The organism is Bdellovibrio bacteriovorus, assembly GCF_002208115.1.
Classification (GTDB): domain Bacteria; phylum Bdellovibrionota; class Bdellovibrionia; order Bdellovibrionales; family Bdellovibrionaceae; genus Bdellovibrio; species Bdellovibrio bacteriovorus_C.
Genome location: NZ_CP020946.1, coordinates 2705853 through 2723235, shown reverse-complemented (window position 1 = coordinate 2723235; position 17383 = coordinate 2705853). Strand labels below are relative to the sequence as shown.

The 17383-nt window shown below is 52.7% G+C and carries 8 protein-coding genes, 1 pseudogene and 1 riboswitch; of the genes and pseudogenes, 2 read left to right on the top strand and 7 right to left on the bottom strand.

Annotation, left to right across the window (positions count from 1 at the left end; translation table 11 throughout):
- Window positions 1-53: 53 nt before the first annotated feature.
- A pseudogene (locus B9G79_RS13020) lies at window positions 54-4686 on the bottom strand (tail fiber domain-containing protein).
- Between the two features lie 221 nt (window positions 4687-4907).
- On the opposite strand from B9G79_RS13020, the gene B9G79_RS13015 reads away from it, so the two are divergent.
- Complete coding sequence (locus tag B9G79_RS13015; RefSeq protein WP_088565892.1) at window positions 4908-5975, top strand: branched-chain amino acid aminotransferase; 1068 nt, start codon at window positions 4908-4910, stop codon at window positions 5973-5975.
- 158 nt (window positions 5976-6133) lie between these two features.
- Window positions 6134-6217: riboswitch (cyclic di-GMP riboswitch) on the bottom strand.
- 423 nt (window positions 6218-6640) lie between these two features.
- Here the strand turns inward: B9G79_RS13015 and B9G79_RS13010 are convergent.
- Window positions 6641-7441, bottom strand: a complete 801-nt coding sequence (locus tag B9G79_RS13010; RefSeq protein WP_088565891.1) for an Mrp/NBP35 family ATP-binding protein — start codon at window positions 7439-7441, stop codon at window positions 6641-6643.
- A 185-nt stretch (window positions 7442-7626) separates the two neighbouring features.
- Here B9G79_RS13010 and B9G79_RS13005 point away from each other — a divergent pair, with 185 nt between their 5' ends.
- Entirely contained in the window at window positions 7627-7911 is a 285-nt protein-coding gene (locus B9G79_RS13005; RefSeq protein ID WP_157678782.1) for a hypothetical protein, read from the top strand.
- A gap of 2 nt (window positions 7912-7913) precedes the next feature.
- Here the strand turns inward: B9G79_RS13005 and B9G79_RS13000 are convergent, their stop codons facing one another.
- From B9G79_RS13000 to B9G79_RS12980, 5 genes are all read right to left on the bottom strand, one after another.
- On the bottom strand, window positions 7914-12791 hold the full coding sequence (locus B9G79_RS13000) for a CUB domain-containing protein (protein ID WP_088565889.1): 4878 nt from the start codon (window positions 12789-12791) through the stop codon (window positions 7914-7916).
- A 51-nt stretch (window positions 12792-12842) separates the two neighbouring features.
- On the bottom strand, window positions 12843-13289 hold the full coding sequence (locus B9G79_RS12995; RefSeq protein WP_088565888.1) for an OsmC family protein: 447 nt from the start codon (window positions 13287-13289) through the stop codon (window positions 12843-12845).
- A 66-nt stretch (window positions 13290-13355) separates the two neighbouring features.
- The gene (locus B9G79_RS12990) at window positions 13356-13796 is read right to left on the bottom strand and encodes a hypothetical protein (RefSeq protein WP_232468662.1); all 441 of its coding nucleotides are present in this window, start codon (window positions 13794-13796) and stop codon (window positions 13356-13358) included.
- 82 nt (window positions 13797-13878) lie between these two features.
- The gene (locus B9G79_RS12985; protein WP_088565886.1) at window positions 13879-14301 is read right to left on the bottom strand and encodes a YbaN family protein; all 423 of its coding nucleotides are present in this window, start codon (window positions 14299-14301) and stop codon (window positions 13879-13881) included.
- Window positions 14298-17315 carry an efflux RND transporter permease subunit gene (locus B9G79_RS12980; RefSeq protein WP_232468661.1) on the bottom strand — a complete coding sequence of 1006 codons (3018 nt, stop codon included), beginning with the start codon at window positions 17313-17315 and terminating at the stop codon, window positions 14298-14300. Before B9G79_RS12980 ends, B9G79_RS12985 begins: the two co-directional genes overlap by 4 nt.
- Window positions 17316-17383 lie beyond the last annotated feature (68 nt).

The window sequence follows — 17383 nt, the reverse complement described above, 5'->3', positions numbered from 1 at the left end:
GAGTTTTCGGTGTTTAAGGACTTAACAGGAGCCTTTGCGGGGCTCCTGCGCGGCTATTTGCGGCAGACTTTGGCTTTCGGATTCACTTCGCAGATGGCGTCTTTCAAGGCCTGATTCTGCTGTTCCAATGACTGAACCTTGTGAACCAGAACGGCGTTGTTTTCTTTGAGTGAGGCAATCTCACGATCCTGCTTTTTGTTTTCAGAAATCACGATCTGATAAAGTTCTTTGATGGAATTGATCAGTGGTGCCACCAGTTTTTGGTAGGCCACTGATTTGGATCCATCTTTGTCGGTACGAACGGCTTCAGGGAATACCTTTTCCACTTCCTGCGCGATCAAACCAATTTGTTTTTCTTTGTTTTCCGGATTTTTCCAGTAGTAGGTGTATCCGGTCAGACCCAGGACCTTTTGCAGACTGTCTGGCAGAATCTGGATGTCACGTTTCAGGCGTGCATCGGAAGCTTCTGTCAAATTTCCAGCGATCCACATGTTGCCGTTATAATCGATATAAAACTTCTGGGTGCACGAGCCGCTCGGGCAGTGGTAGAACTGCGCGATGTGAGAAGCACTGTTGGTGTGGTGAATCGTCAATCCACGCTTGGTGGCGTGGTTGTTATTCACATTCAGAGCCGAGTCTGAACGTGACAAGAACTCTAGGTAAGAAGAACCATCATGGATATAACCTGTACCACTGACGTGCAAAGGATAGCTTGGATTGTTGGTACCGATGCCCACATTTCCGTTGTTCGCAATACGCATGCGTTCGGACACGGTGACGGCGCTTGCCGCAGTTACGGTTTGCACGTCGGAACTGTAGAAGCGAATGCCGTCAGTACCACCGACATTGATCGCCGCGCGAGCCAAACCAGCTGTGCTCGACGAAGAGAGGAAGCTTCCGAGGGAGCCAGCAGGATAGACACCATAACCAATTGATGGGGCACCGCTGGAGTATTCCGTACCGATGTTGGTTATATTGCCATTAGAGTAGTTGTCTACGAGCAGTAAACTGCTGGAAACGGAGGAGGCAGTACCAGCACGAATGGCGCCGCCGGAAAGATCCAGTTTCTGCGCGGGATTTGTCACACCAATACCGATGTTACCGACGTTGTTGATGCGCATGCGTTCTGTGCGTGTGCTTCCTGTGGCAAAGATGATAGTGCTGTTTCCAACAGACATACCCATCCCGTTTGCCGGGATACCGTTGACAGTAGCTCCGGAGAAGTTCACACCAAGCCACAGACCACCGAAGCTTGAGTTCAAAAGATCCAGGGAAGTTACAGAAGAACCGCTGACGGCAATTCCGTTTGTGGCGTCAGAGTTGTTGCCCACATGCAGCTTGTAGCTTGGGCTGGTCTGTCCAATCCCCACATTCCCATTGGAATGAAGACGCATTCGTTCAGAGCGGGAAGCTGCGCCGTTGATGGTGGTTTCAAAAGTCATTGTTGAGCCGCGAGTCGAGGTCGTGTGATTCTGACCTGCACTGACTTCGATGGCGGAGTTCGTTGTGCCTGTGCTGGTGCCGTCGTGAGCGCGGAAGTAGAATCCACCCAGAGTATCGCCGGAAGTAACTGCCGAATTGGAAGCCAGAGTGCCGCGAGTACGAGTCATCATTAAAGCCGCACCATCATACTGATTGTTGGATGAATGCCACAGGCGTGCCTGGAATGCATCGGCGCTTTGAACATCAAGGCTGTAGCTTGGAGACGTGGTCCCGATACCGACAGCACCACCATTGGAAATAGTCATGCGCGGGGAGCCGTTAGTTTCAAAGTTCAATTCATAGTTGTCGTTTGTACCCAAAGTCGCCGCAGCGCCAAAGCTGTTGCCGCCATTTGAGAATAGAGACGTGGCCGAATAGCTTGTGCAACCCATCACGCCCGAAGCATTGAATGTAATTGTCTGGCCGACAGCACAGGTAAATGGAATCACCGCAGATCCCGTGCCATTGGAGACCAGCAGACGATCAGCAGTCAGTGATGTTGCTCCCGTACCACCTTTAGTGACAGGAACCGCAGAAGGGAAGTTCGCCGGATCCGCACTGATTGTGCCTGAAGAAACCGCGATACCAGAACCCACTTGAACAACCCCACGAGCGCCGGTTGTTGCCGGATCCACAGAGATGACAGGTGTCGTTGTGCCCGTTGCAACTTGAACCGGAGCGGTGCCCGTGACACTGGTCACAGTACCCACAGTCGGAGTAGTCCATCTCAAACCCGAAGCTTGAGCCGAGTCCGCCGTCAGCACCTGACCGTTCGTCCCTGCAGGCAGGCGAACGTCGTTGGTGCCGTCATTGGTAAGAACATCCCCTTTGGTTGTTAGCGGGGAAAGACCATTGAAGGCCGCAATCGCTGTTGTTGCTCCGGTACCACCATTTGCAATTGGCAAAGTTCCAGTCACATCAGAAGCCAGATTGATCGCCGCACCACTGGATGCCGCCGTCAGACGACCTTGAGCATCCACAGTGATGGAAGCGCGAGTGTAAGAACCCGCTGTTACAGCGGTATTAGCTAAAGCAATAGTGCCGGTGGAAGTGATCGGACCACCAGTAAGACCCGTGCCCGTTGCGATGTTGGTTACAGTACCACCCGAAGAAGTGTCAGTGTCAGTACCGCACTCCCAACGATTGTTAGCAGCAACCCATTTCAACACCTGGCCATCCGTACAAGCCGTGTTGTTCGGACGATAGACAAAGTATTTACCAGCACCATTGCCGACGTCACCCACATCCAAAGTCACGGCACCCGTGCGACCAGCAACTGTTGTTACAGGAAAAGCGATGGCCGCATTCGAAGCGGCTGTCAGACGACCTTGGGCATCGACAGTGAAAGTGCCCACCGCTGTGGTGGAACCATATACCGCCGGAGTCACCGTCGTGTTTGCCAAGGAAATTGTACCTGTACTTGTGATTGGGCCACCTGACAAACCAGTGCCGGTCGCGATGTTCGTCACTGTACCGCCGGAAGACGTGTCGGTATCCGTATCGTTCGCACACTCCCAACGACTGTTTGCAGTAACCCATTTCAACACCTGCCCGTCAGCACAGGCAGTGTTGTTCGGACGATAAGTCAGATATTTGCCAGCGCCGCTGGTGATATCGGCGGCATCCAGTACCACAGCACCAGTTCTGCCAGCCACGGTCGTAACTGGGAAGGCAATCGCCGCATTTGAAGCCGCGGTCAGACGCCCTTGAGCATCCACGGTGAAGGTGCCCACGGAGGTAGTGGAGCCGTAAGCTGCCGGAGTTACCGCTGTGTTCGCCAAAGAAATAGTTCCGGTGGAAGTGATCGGACCACCAGACAAACCGGTTAAGCTGCCGGAGTTACCGCTGTGTTCGCCAAAGAAATAGTTCCGGTGGAAGTGATCGGACCACCAGACAAACCGGTGCCCGTCGCAATATTTGTAACAGTCCCGCCAGAGTTGGCATCATTGTCGGCTGCGGGAGCCCACTTGGTGCCGTCGTACTTCAAAACCTGACCAGCAACCAGACCCGTGGTATCAACAGTCACACCTTTGATTTTATTCACTTGGTGCCGTCGTACTTCAAAACCTGACCAGCAACCAGACCCGTGGTATCAACAGTCACACCTTTGATTTTATTGACTGAAGAAGCACCGATCGTGCCTCCAACGTCACCGGCCAAAGAAACATTGATGGCCTGACAGGAAAAGCCGGCCACCGCGTTCCAGTACATCGTTTCATGCGCCGCACAGCCGGCATTGGCGACCGCCGCGCTGAACTCCGCATCTGTCATATAAGAACTTAATGTCGCCGACAGACCCGAGACATCGCTTTGTGCAATGGCCGAAGGTGTCCACGCCGTGCCATTGAATTTCAGGAAGTTTCCATTGGCCGGAGCCGCATTGGAAACAGCCGTGCCCTGAAGTTTTGCGACAGAAGGATTCGGATAAGTTCCATCCAGATCGCCCGCCGCTGCGCCCGTTGGAACACGAGCATCACTGAAGCGGGCATCATTTCCGGCAGCCACTGTGCCAGCGGAAGTCCCCACATTCAAGGTCAGCGCCGGGGTGGAAGTGCCGTTAACAATCGTAATATAAGAATTGGAAGAAGTGACATCCGTCACTGTACCGCCATTGGCGCCGCTAATCCCGGCACACGTGAGCGCAGTTCCATTCCAGGTCAGGAAGGTTCCACCAGCACACGTCGGCAGGCCGGCTTTCAGAAGGAAGTCATCGACAATCTTATCGCCCAGGGATTCAGCCGAAAGAGCATAGGCAGAAAAAGGAACCGAACGGATTTCATTGGACGGGGAGATGACCTTCCAGCCAACACCGTCATGGAATTGAACTTTCAAAAGTCTCGTATCGCCGGAAGCAGCTGTATAAGTGGAACCACCCGAACAGTTGTGCGCCAAAGAGTTCTTGAAAGAATCTAACATTTTAAAGGTCGGAGAAGCGGGGAACAGTTTCGTCCCTGAACCGATCGGAACATCAAACACACCTTTAGAGTTCAGCATGTTCACATCATCGACTTGTTCGCGATAGATGACACAAGTTCCGGTAGGGTTGGTGATTTCAAACAGGAAGCTGACGTGAGCGTACTCCAGTGCGGTCCCATCGGATTTGATAATCCTTCCCTGATAGGTCAAAGAATTAGGGGCGGCATGGCTTAAAGCGGCCATAAAAAGGAGTACTAAGAAAGAGCTCAGCGACGTTCCGTTTCTCATGTATTTCTTATCGGTTTTTTGACCAAAAAACCCAGTTTTTTACAAGGACGATTCGTTAGTATGCGAGAAGTTCTAACAAGAGGTTCCGCGAGCGTTTCAGAGTGAAACAGTCCGGCCAAAATTTGCAGGGCGTTAGTCGGGAGAAGGTGAGTTTTCTGTTAAAAAGTAAAAAAGAACAATCGATGTTTGACCATTCTCATCATGTTCGATAGGTCCTACCTATGACCACAATTACGAAGAATCTGACCAGCACTCCGAAAGCCCTTCCACCCTCTGATCAACTTGGATTCGGGCAGCACTTTTCTGACCACATGTTTGTGGCTAAATACACTGAAGGCAAGGGCTGGTCTGAAGCCAGCGTGGTTCCTTACGGACCGCTTTCTTTGGATCCCGGGGCTTCTGTGTTCCATTATGGCCAGGCTTTGTTTGAAGGCATGAAGGCCTTCCGCAAGGAAGACGGGGAAGTGGTTTTCTTCCGTCCTGAGTTCAATTATCACCGCTTGGCCGAAGGGGCGGCTCGTTTGTGCCTGGAAGCTCCGCCAATGGATCTTTTCATGGAAGGTTTGCACCAGGTGGTGGCGGCTGATGAGCGCTGGATCCCGAAAGGGCCGAACACGTCTTTGTATATCCGTCCGACCCTGATTGGGTCTGAGCCGTTCCTAGGGGTTCGTCCTTCCCGTGAAACGTTGTTCTTTATTCTGTTGTCTCCGGTGGGTTCTTATTATTCTGAAGGCACAAAACCAATCAAGATTTGGACCGAGGAAAAGTACCTCCGTGCAGCTCCAGGGGGCCTGGGCGCGGTGAAGGCCGGGGCGAACTATGCCTCCAGCCTGAAAGCCGCCTTGGAAGCCAAGAAAAAGGGCTATGCTCAAGTGCTGTGGCTGGATGTCGAACACCAGGGCATTGAAGAAGTTGGCACCATGAATGTGTTCTTCGTCTTTGATAATGAAATCGTAACTCCGGCATTGAATGGCAGCATTCTGTCCGGTGGGACCCGCGATGCGATCCTGCAGTTGTTGCGCTCCAAGAATCTGCCGGTGGTGGAAAGACGCATCACCATCGCGGAAGTGGTCGACCGCCTGGCAAAAGGTGAACTGAAGGAAGCCTTCGGCACGGGGACGGCGGCGGTTATTTCCCCAGTGGGTGTTTTGCACTATCAGGGGAAAGACTGGACCATCAATAACAACGAAAACGGTCCGTTGAGCACGCAGCTTTACAATGAGATCACGGCGATCCAGCGTGGCGCTCAAGCCGACACCCTGAACTGGCTTGTTCCTTTGAAAAAATAATTTTTTAGGGATTTTGTCTTAAGAAATTCGTTCGCCAAAAAAAGTGCTAGCGAGGAATCGTCAGTGATAACTCGCTAGCTAAGGGGAATGAAACCAATCCTTGTATGTATTTGTTCCTTCCATATGCACACCTCTGATTCCTCAGGTGACTCATGACCTTTGGCAGCTGGCTGGCGTGGCTTTGCACCGACACCCCTTTAGCTTTGCGTCCCGCCGTTTCCGACGGTTTGCCTTGAGGCAAAGGAAGGATCTATATCCTAACGAGTATAACCCTAGGAACCTCCTTATGAGTTATTCATCAGATCCAACCAGTCCATTCTTCTTTTCAGAGGCATGAACCCAACCTCTGCGTAGTAATCCTGGTGACGCGTCTTCACTTCAGTTCGTCATCGTGATGGTCATGTGCTCTCATCCGTGTCCTCCTTCGCTTGGCCCTACTAGCGTTCACTTACCCGAGGTAAGTCTCCCGAGCCTTGTGGTTTCAACAAAATCAGGATAGCTCGACCAAAGTTTTATTTTCAAGAGCACCCCGTTCGATTCTCAAATTACGTCAGATTTACGTATCAGCGTGGGAAAACAGACGGGGATTTGTTCAGACTTGAAACAAAAAAAAGCTTTTTGGAGATTGGAAATTGGAAAATTTGAAATTGGAGACGGAAAATTAATTATACCGGCAGCAATTCGCGAATTTCGTCGGCGATTTTCATGAAGGCTTGCGCTTCGGCGCCGTTGCTGTTGGCTTCAACGATTGGAATTCCGGCTTCGCACGCCAGACCCACAGACGGGTTGAAAGGAATCTCACCCAGTTTGTTGATGCCTTTGGATTGGGCGTAGGAATCGATTTCGCCCTTCGGGAACAACTGCATTTTTTCGCCGTTGGCCGGGTTGATCATATAGGCCATGTTTTCAACCATGCCCAGCAAAGGCACGTTCACACGGGCAAACATGTCGACGGCTTTTTTCACGTCCACCAACGCCACGTTCTGTGGAGTGGAAACCATCACTGCACCAGACACTGGAACTTTCTGGGCCAGGGTCAGTTGGATGTCGCCTGTGCCCGGAGGCAGGTCCACAACCAGATAGTCCAACTCGCCCCAGTTTACGTCGCGCAGGAATTGGTCCATCGCTTTAAACAACATAGGTCCACGCCAAACGACTGCCGCACCTTCCTCGACCAGGAAGCCAATGCTCATCAGTTTGATGCCGTAGCGGACCACCGGCTCCAGTTGATTGGTGTCCGGATTGATTTGAGGTTTTTGCGCGAGCGTACCCAACATGCGAGGAATGCTGGGACCATAGATATCCGCATCCAAAAGGCCGACTTTGCCGCCTTTTCTGCCCAAAGCCATGGCAAGATTCGTTGCCACAGTACTTTTACCCACGCCACCCTTGCCGGAACTTACGGCGATAATATGTTTCACTCCGGGAATCGCGGTCTGCTTTTCAAAAGGATTTGGGGCTGCCATGAATGGGACTCCTTGCTAATTTTGTCCACACAACCAATAATAGAACTTGGATGAATAGCCAAGACTTTTTGACATTGAACCTAGTGGGAGCGGGGGCTTTCATTGCCTGGTATCTTCTTTCTCGAGGAGGCAGCCGTCGGCCGACGCAGCTGAACTTGAATGCGAAGGACAGCGCTCCCCCTCTGATGGAGGCAGCTCCCCCTGAAAAGGCGGGTCTTGAGCCTTTGCGTCGTCAGGCCGCAGCGCCTCAGGTTCATCCTGATCTATCTGGCGCTAAAACCAAGTCTTTGAATGTGATGTTTAATTACAACGGGCACAGTTGGGATGCGTACGAGGTTTTGGGCGTTCCGGCCGGAGCGTCGCTGAAGCTGGTCACTGAAGCCTATCAGACTGCAATTCGCCGCAGCGACAAAGAATCCCTGGAGTTTCTGGAAACAGCTTACAAAGCCATTCTGAATAAAACCGCCTAGGCTTACTGTCGTCGGTACGGCATATAGCGAGGGGTTGAGACGAAATTTCCATCCCATCTGTTTTTCGAGCACCACAGATGCCCCGACGAATTCATTGCGCAGTATAGACCACCTTCGCCATGACCTTTGATGCTGGTGAAGCTCTGGCTTGAAGCAATTGCCAACGGGGCCAGGTCAAATCGGGCCGCAGGCCAATAGTGCAACTTTCCACTGGTGGTCAGTCCCAGGGCCGAATTGGTGCCGACCTGAATATCCAAATAGGATTCACTGCCGTTGACCACTGTCGGAGAGGTGACCGTCAAGTTGCCGGTGTAATCTCCCCAGTAACCCCAGCATTTCAAAACCTGTCCACTGGTGATGGCGCAAACCGCGTCGGTCCCCACGCTCAGCTTCGTGAAGTTTTCTGTTGAGTCGACCGTGTAAGGGACACTGGTATTGGTGGTGGTGCCGTTTCCGACCTTCCCCCGGTTGTTGGCCCCCCAGCATTTCAGCTTATCCGCAGAAGTCAGTCCGCAGATATGCGCATAAGAGACAGCAATCGATTTATAAAGAGTCGCGCCATCCAGAACAGTCGGCGTGGTGCGCGAGACTCCACCCAGATGGCCTTTGCCGTCGTCATAGCCATAGCACTTGATCTGATCGCCCGTCGTGATGGCGCAGGCCAGACTGCTGGCAACGGCCAAAGAGTCTGTTTTGTAAGTGGTGGCCCCATCCACCATGGTCGGGGTTCGATTCGGACAGTTTGATTCTGCTCCCCAGGCATACAGTTTTCCGGCGGTGGACAGTCCGTAGCCGCAATAGAAAGTTTCCCGGGCCGTCATGGCAAAGCTCACGGAAGGTGCCACCACCGACATGTATTGAACAGAAGAGTCCATGGATTCGTTACCCACGGCACCGAAGCCATTGGCACCGGCACACATCATGCGTCCGCTGCCATTGATGACACAGCTGCCGTTGTTGGAAGGGGAGGCCTTTCCGCCGGTAAAGTCGGAGCCATTATCCACAACGGCCGGTGTGGAAACTGTGTACCCGGATCCCGCATAGCTTCCCACGCACACGGCCTGGCCATTGCTTTTGATCGCACAGGCTCCGGCAGAGCCCACACCATAGTGGGCAATCGTTGTATTTGGATCTAGGGGAACCATGTCAAAGACCGGCACAGGTTCAAACCAGTTGTTGTAGTTGTCCCCCATGCAGACAATTTGTCCGTCAGTGGAAATTCCGCAAGCGCCGTATGATGCCATGGATATTTGTGTGTATTTGATACCATCGTTGACCAGCGTGGGTGTGGTCAGAACCGTGACTTGTTCCGAGCTGACGGTGCCTCGCACTTCACCCCAGCATTTCAAATCATTGGCGGCAGTGATCGCACAGCGATAGCCGCTTTCATCCGAGACAGAAAGATAATTGGTGGCGGCATCGATGGTGGTGGGGCTGACGACCGGATTGGTGCCAGTCAAGGCGCCGACAACCGAGTTGCCATTCCAGCCCCAGCACTTCAACTTTTGACCTGTCGTCACCCCGCAAACAGTAGAGCCGGCGGCGATTGACAGATAGCTTGTGCCCGAGTCCACAACTGTTGGCGAAAGTACATTGCTGGTGCTGCCTGGAATGATTTGCTGTTGACCGTTTCCACCCCAGCACTTCAGCACCTGCGTATCCGTGATGCCGCACACGGTGGAGGATTTTCTGTGAATACTTGTGTAAGTGACGGTTCCATCTATCAGGACCGGGGTGTTCCGGTCGGTTGTCGAACCGTCACCGACGCTTCCGGAATTGTTGCGGCCCCAGCATTTGACTTTACCCAGCTCGGTCAAGGCACAGGCTCCCTGAGAACCTGTGGAAACTTGGACATAATTTTCGCCGCTGTCGACATCCGCCGGACTGGTCTGCTCGGTGTTGTTGCCGTTACCCAGTTGTCCATAATAGTTGTAGCCCCAGCATTTGAGTTTTTTTGCGGTGGTGATGGCGCAGAAGTATTGGTCAGTGATGGAAACATCCAGGACCGTGAAGCCAGCAAGAGGTTCCACCTGGGTGCTGACGCGGTTTTTGTGGCCGACGCCAAGCTGACCGTTGTAATTGTCGCCCCAGCAGAACATTCGTCCGTCAGAATAAATGGCACATTGGTTGTAACGAGCAGAGACAATCTTGGTCACTGTTGTAAAGACGGCATCGTCGTCCTTGATCAGATGATAGACCAAACTTGTGGTGCCGATGCGGACCGCCGCTTGGTCGGTGTGACTGATAAAGATTCTGAGATTGCGATCATTTTCAGTCAGACCGTTGTCGAAAGTGTCATAAGAAACGGAGGCTGACAGGGAACCTGCCGGAATGGTGACAAAGCCGGGGGCAAGGTTGTGGTCGACCATATAGATCTGATCACCGAAATAATTGTAGTAAACTTTCACGTCATAGGTTTTGGTTCCGGACAGTGTAAAGGTCACGGCGTTGTTGGTGGTTCCTTCGTTGATGGAAATGTTTTTGGAGGTGATCGAGGCCACAACTTCGGAATCTTTCGTCCAGCTGACACTGGTGGCAGAGGCAAAATCCTGCCAAAGCCCGTTCACGCTACTTTTTCCGATCGCACAGACGGTGACGTTGCCGTTGGAGAGGGCGGAAAGATCCAGAGTGCGGTTGGCTGGAGCGGCAGCTTCTGCAATATAGCCGGTCGAGGATGAGCAATCGGCAGAGTTCCCGAATTTATAGCGGAAGGCACTGACTGAGGCGCCGCCGAAATTCACACTGACTGAGTTCAGGACACTGACGCCCGACGGGGCTCCGGTGATCTGAATCGTGGGTGGTGTGGTGGACAGCGTGTAGCTGGCGGTTTTGGTTTCCTGAACAAGTGAATTTTGCATCAAATGTGCTGTGAAAGTGATGGAAGCCCCGTCAGCGCCAGGCACATTGATGGCTGAAGACCACGTGCCATCACTGCAGGTGGCGGAGGTGGTGACCGGACTTGTGATGTTGATGGTGGCTCCTTCAACGTTGCAGGAACCGCTGAATTGTGTGTTGGGCCCGATGATGGCTCCGTTGGCCGGAGATTGAATCGACAGGGTGCGGGTGATTGTGAAGGTCTTGCTGTCGCTGGCCAGATTGACGTCATTGTCCTTGAGTGTGGCAGTGACATTCACAGTGGAGCTGTTGGCAAGATTGGAAGTGTCAAGAGTGTAGTACCACTCTTGATCCACGGTGCAGGTGGTTGTCGCACTCAGCGTTCCGCTGAGTTGAACCTGTTTGTTCGGGACAGAACAATAGCCCCCCACTTCCAGCGAGTTGCCGATCTGGTCTTCTGTGGCTGGATAGTCGATGAAGATTTCAGGAACCTCCAGAGTCACCGTCGCAGCAGAGCAAAAGGTTTCGCTGTTGAAGGCATCGCGGAACTTGACATAGAGCTTTTTTGGGCCGGAGGTGGCGTCAGAGAATGTCCAGTTTGTGTTAGCGGCAAAAGTCGCCCAGCTTCCGCCATTGGAACAGGTGGAATCTTCGGTCAGATAGGTCTGGCTCATTGGTGAAGGGGCGCTGAGTGCGACACTGACAGTGGCACTGACTGCGATGGGATCGCCGCCATTCAGGGTCATTACGGGGGCTGGGGCCGGGTCTGCCCCGGTGGCTTCCCAGCGAATATCAAAGCCATTGTCTGTCACGCTGCCGTCGGATTCAAACTCAACACGAACCGTGTTGGAGGTCGTGTTCACTAGCATAGGTGCAACCACACCGGATTCACTGAAGACCTCGGTGCCGTTGTCATAGATTCTTACAAAGTCATAGCCGCTTTCTGTATCAAACAGATCGATGTAAAACTTGGCGGGACCGGTCAGTGTCAGGTCCAGGGTGCAGAGTTCATCATTCTGGTATACTCCTGCCAGGCCGCCGGAGTCGACAATCCGTCCGCGGGAAAGACTTGAAGTGGTGTTGGTGCACATGGTGTGAGCGGTGTATGTCGGCCATTGAATAGAGTCGTGGTAACACGGGGATTCATCCAGTGTGGCTGTTCGGAATTTGACACTGACATAGGCTGTGCCGCCCTGAGCACCGGCATCCAGATTCCAATCATCAATAAAGTTCGTCGTGCTGACCCAAGAAGGAGCGCCCGTACAGGTTTGATTGTTGAACAGGGCCATTTCTGGCAGTGAAGACGGAGCCAGGATGTTCAGATCCTCTACGCCACTTAATGTTGTGGACTTGATCAGACTGCCAATAAAGATGCGGGGGGATCCCACATAAACCTGAACTTGAAGCGGAGTCGAAAGATTTTGGGCCTTATCGGCGGCTTGAAGGTAAAGGTAGCGAATACCCGGTGTGGTGAGAGTTGTATTATTGGCTCCGGCAAAAGCTTCTGTGATAAAAACGAAAGCCGGAGAACTGCTGTCAAGATAGCGAAATTGGCAAAGGTCCGCGGGGTCCAGGCAGCTCCATGTCACGGGCTGCGGTTCGGCCGGAATTAGCAGATTGTCGAGATTGCTAAGTTGGGGCAGAACTGTGTCTTTAAGAATCTGAGCGGTTGCGATCCGGGTTTCGCCGGAAGATAGAACTTCGACAGCCTCTAGTGTCAGATTGTTTGAGTCTGGCAGCGCAGAAAAATCATAGGTCCAGGACCATTGGTGGTTGAGGCAGGTCGCAGCCCCCCGATGGCTGGATTCTATTTTGATTTGCACAGAGCCTTCGTCGTTGGCGCACGAGCCGGAGATGATTTTGTTTGAGACATTGCTGGCGTTGACAATGATATAGGGTTCTTTGTCGGCGATTTTAAGTTCGGCCGAGCCTGCGTCGGAGCTCAGCAGGTCCTGAAGTTTTGCAGTGATATTGCATCCCGCCAGTAAAAGCGGTAGCAAAAGCAAGATAATGCCAGATGATCCGAGACGTTCCAGGTGTTTCATGAGGTATTCATCGGAAGAAATCCTCAAGTTGTTTAGAAAAACCTTTAAGTCTTAAATTGATACAAATTGAACCTGATCTTCAGCGACTTTTTCGCCATTCACCCAAACCGAATAAAAAATGGGGCAGGCCTTGGAAAGCATCGCCGCCGTTCCACTGTACTGGTGGGTCGAGCGCTTCGCCGCTTCCGCCACTTGAGTTGCGTCGATCGCAGGACCCTTCACCTGATAACTTAAATCAATGCGGGAAAAAACTTTTGGATGTTTGTCTGTCAGTGGGGCTTTGGCTTCCAGTTCGAATGATTCATACTGCACCTGAAACTTCGCCATCAGATCAATGACATCAGTACCCGTACAGCAGCACAAAGCCGCCAGCAGCATTTCTTTCGGAGTCGGTCCTTGCGGAGTTTGATCGGGAGCTGTGACGTCGATGTCGCCTTCCATGCCGCGAACATTAAATCTAAAATGGTGACCGTCAACTCGTTTAACCTGTGCGCGCATGAACCCATCCTTTGTAAGGTGCAGAAGATGGGTCTGATTTTAGAGCAGGGATTTACAATGACAAGACTATTTTGAATAAAGACAGCTAAACCCACGGCCGTTGCGGCTGTGTTCCCAGAGGAATTTATCTGGCCCCTCCTGAATGACGGTGTCTTCCTGCATCAGGCTGAGTGAATTATCTTTGTCGATATAGATCGTGGTTTCCTGTTTGCGCACATAGTTGTCGCGGCTGACAACTTCGCTTAAGATTTTTTGCCCGGGTTTTTGCTGAACCTTGAAACCTTTATTGATCTGGCAAAAGCGCACACTTTCGTGGGCCACACCATTGGACGAAGGATGCATAGCAAAGCCATCGCAGTCCTGGCTGCGCTCGATTTCAAACGGGCAGTTGTCGGTGCCGCTGTTCAGGCGGAACAAACCGTCGGATGAAACCAGGCGTGATTCCTGCGCCAAGGCAGAACCCGAAATCATCAGTCCCAAAATGAGAATTAAACAAGGCCAGTGCATCCACACTCCTTCATTCTTTTATGAAGGAGCAAGCTTTGTGCGCAGCTTAGAACAAACTTAAAGGGCCTAGAGAACAACATTCTCACTCTGGAATGTCGATGTGCCGCTTACTGGCACGCCTGTCCGTGGCCTGCGAAGGCCTTGTCCAGATGAAAACCAGAACGCAGGTGCACACCACAGCCGCGGATATTTTGGCGTAAAGAGGAACGTTGCCAAAGAACAAGGATATTGAAACCAGAGGCACCATCAACCCAGTGGCCATCAGTTTCGCACGTGTGCGGATAACCCCGTGTTTTTGCCAGTCCAAGATCAACGGCCCCATGTGGGGCTGAGCCAAGAGCCACTTGTGCCAGCGGATCGAGCTTCGCGCAAAACAGAAAGCGGTCAAAAGCAGAAACGGGGTTGTCGGAAGCAGCGGCAAAAAGATGCCGATAAATCCCAACCCCAGAAAGATCCAGCCTGCCACAAAGTAGGCGGTTCTTCTTGTCTGCTTGATCAGTTTCACAGATGGACCTCTTTCTTTTTACTTTCAAGCGGGGAAAGCATCAGATAAAGAGCCGGCACCACAAACAAAGTCAAAAGTGTTGAAACAATCGTGCCACCAATGATCGACAGACCCATCGGTACACGCGTTTCAGAACCGATACCATGACCGATGACCAGCGGCAAGGCGGCGGCGACAGTGGCCACGGAAGTCATCAGAATCGGGCGCAGACGAATCGGGCAGGCTTGCAGCAGGGCTTTGGAAATGTCCTTTTCCCCGTGATAGCGAACTTGATTGGTGAACTCCACCAGCAGAATCGAGTTCTTTTTGGCAATCCCCATCAGAACGATCAGACCGATGAAGCTAAAAAGATTCAGCGACACATCAAATGCCCACAGGGCGACCAGGGCTCCGGTCACACTGAAAGGCAACGCGACCAGGACAGACACGGGATGAATGAACGAGTTGAACTGCACTGCCAAAATCAGATACGCCACCAGGATGCCGACCAGCATTGCGGAATAAAGACTCTTGAACGAGTCGGCGAACCCGGCAGAAGCCCCTTCCAGAGCGAAGGAATAACCCGTGGGCAGAATCTCTTTGGCAATCGCACTGGCACGTTCCAGAACCGCGGCCTGGGACTGGCCCGGTGCCAGATTTCCGAAAACCGAAATTGCACGCTGACGGTTCACGCGGCTGATGCCCTGAATGGCGGCCTGCTCTTCGATTTTCACCAGTTGTGAAAGCGGGATCAGGTTTCCGAAGTTATTGCGCACGTAAAGTTTTTTGAAATCTTCCGGCTGCTGGATCTGGTCTTCCAGGAACTTGAAGCGAATGTCATAGCGACGGCCATCGGCGGTGTAGCGGCCTTCACGCAAGCCCCCGACGCCGGCAGAAAGGATGCGGCCAACGTCTTCCACCGAAACACCACGCGCCGCCATCGCTTTGCGGTCCGGGGTCAGAACAAGCTCCGGAATCCCTTTGCGGAAATCCGAATCCAGGTCCACGGCCAGGTTTTCTTTTTCCAGACGGTCCATCAGCTCCTGGGATTTTTCAGACAGCACATTCAAATCCGGTCCGCGCAAATTGATTGCCAGGGGATTTTGACGGCCGGAAGAAAGGTTTCGCGCTGAAATATCACGCATGGAAACACGCATGTCTTTCAGTTTGCGGAATTCAGCACGCCATTTGTTCATGATCTCAAGGTGACCTTGTTGGCGGTCCGCACGGGCTTTCAATGCCACCGGCAGGAAGACCTGATTGACGTTGGATCCACCGCCGCCGCCACCGACAGAAACGACAAAACCTTCCACCGAAGCATCCTGCTTCAGGATGGCTTCGATTTTTTCAGCCTCACGACTGGTTTTTTCAAGTGAAGTGCCCGGAGGCATCTGGGCATTGATGATGATAAAGTCCTGATCCTGTGCAGGAACGAATTCCTGACGGACTTTGGCCACCAGGAACAGAGAAACCACGAAGAAGATCAGTGAGCCGATCACCACCACGTATTTGAATCGCAAAGTTCCGTGCAGAACCTTCTGATAGGAATGCGCGAACTTTTCAAACAACTCATCCAGCCAGTGTTCCATTTTGGAAATTTTCGGCTCGCTGGACAGCAGGGCGGCCGCACGCATCGGCGTGATGGTCACGGCTTCAAGCAGGGACAAGGACACCGCAGCACTCATTGTGACACCGAACTGGAAGAAGAACTTCCCGATGATACCATCCATAAACACGACCGGCAGGAACACCGCGATGACCGCCAAGGTCGCCGCGATGGCCGCCGGCAAAACCTCTTTGGAGCCGTCCGAGGCAGCTTTGGCCGAAGGTTTTCCCATGCGATAGTGGCGCACGATATTTTCAAGTAGCATGATCGCGTCGTCCACGACGATGGAAATCGACAGCGTCAGCGCCAGCAAGGTGAAGAGATTCAGGGTGAACCCCGAGAAATATAAAATCGTGAACGTGCCGACAATGGAAGTCGGGATCGAGAACAGGATATTGACGGCAGCCGAAATACTTCCCAGGAACAGGAAACAGATCAAAATGGTGATCAGAGCCGCCACCCACAGCTTTTCAATGGTCAGTTTTACGGTGGCATCTGTCGGACGGGTAAAGTCGACGTTCACGCGGAAGTCAAAACCCTTGGGAAAGGTGTCTTTGATGCTGTTCAGTTTGGCGCGGACCTCGTTGGCAACAGTGACCTCGTTGGTGCCACGCTGCTTGCGCACGATGATCGAGACGGCTTCGCGGCCATCCACCCGGGCCACCCGGCGGATGTCTGACAGACCGTCTTCGACGCGGGCAACATCGCGGATAAAGATCTCGCGATCATGAATGCGCTGACCGCCCCGGCGCAGAATCTGAATGTTGGCGACATCGTTGACGTTGGTGGCTTCACCCAGCCAGCGTACACGCAGTTCGCGTTCGCCTTCGGTGAATTGACCCGCAGCACTTTCAAGGTGCTGAGTGCTGATGGCATCCACCACATCAGTCAGAGTCAGATACAGTGCGGATAGTTTTTTTGTGTCAACCCAGATACGCAGGTTGCGCTGACTGAATCCGCCGATGCTGACCTCGCCGACGCCTTCCAAGAAGCGCACCTGATCCAGCAGATAGTTTTCAGTCCAGTTGATCATGTCGCGCAGTTCGGCTTCGCCATAGACTGAAAGGATGATGATCGGGTCTTCCTCGGGGTTTTGTTTGCGGATGGTGGCAGGGTCCACACCCGGCGGCCAGCGCATGCGGCTCAAGGCCGTTTGCACTTCCTGCAAAACCACGTCGACATTTCGATTGATATCAAACTCCAGGGTGACAGAGCCGGAACCCTGACGGGCGGAAGAGCGCATTTCCTTGATGCCCTCGATGGCGAGCAGGCGTTCCTCGATAGGATCCAGCAACTCGGCTTCGACGATTTCCGGGGCGGCGCCCTCATAGTCCACCGAAACGCTGACAATTGGGAAGTCGACGTCCGGAAGCTGCGAGATCCCCATGCGGTTCATGCAGATGGCACCAAAAACAATCAATGCAAACATGAGAACCCATGCAAACACCGGGCGTCGAATCGAGAGGTCAATCAGGTTCATAGTGGTCCTTTCGCACA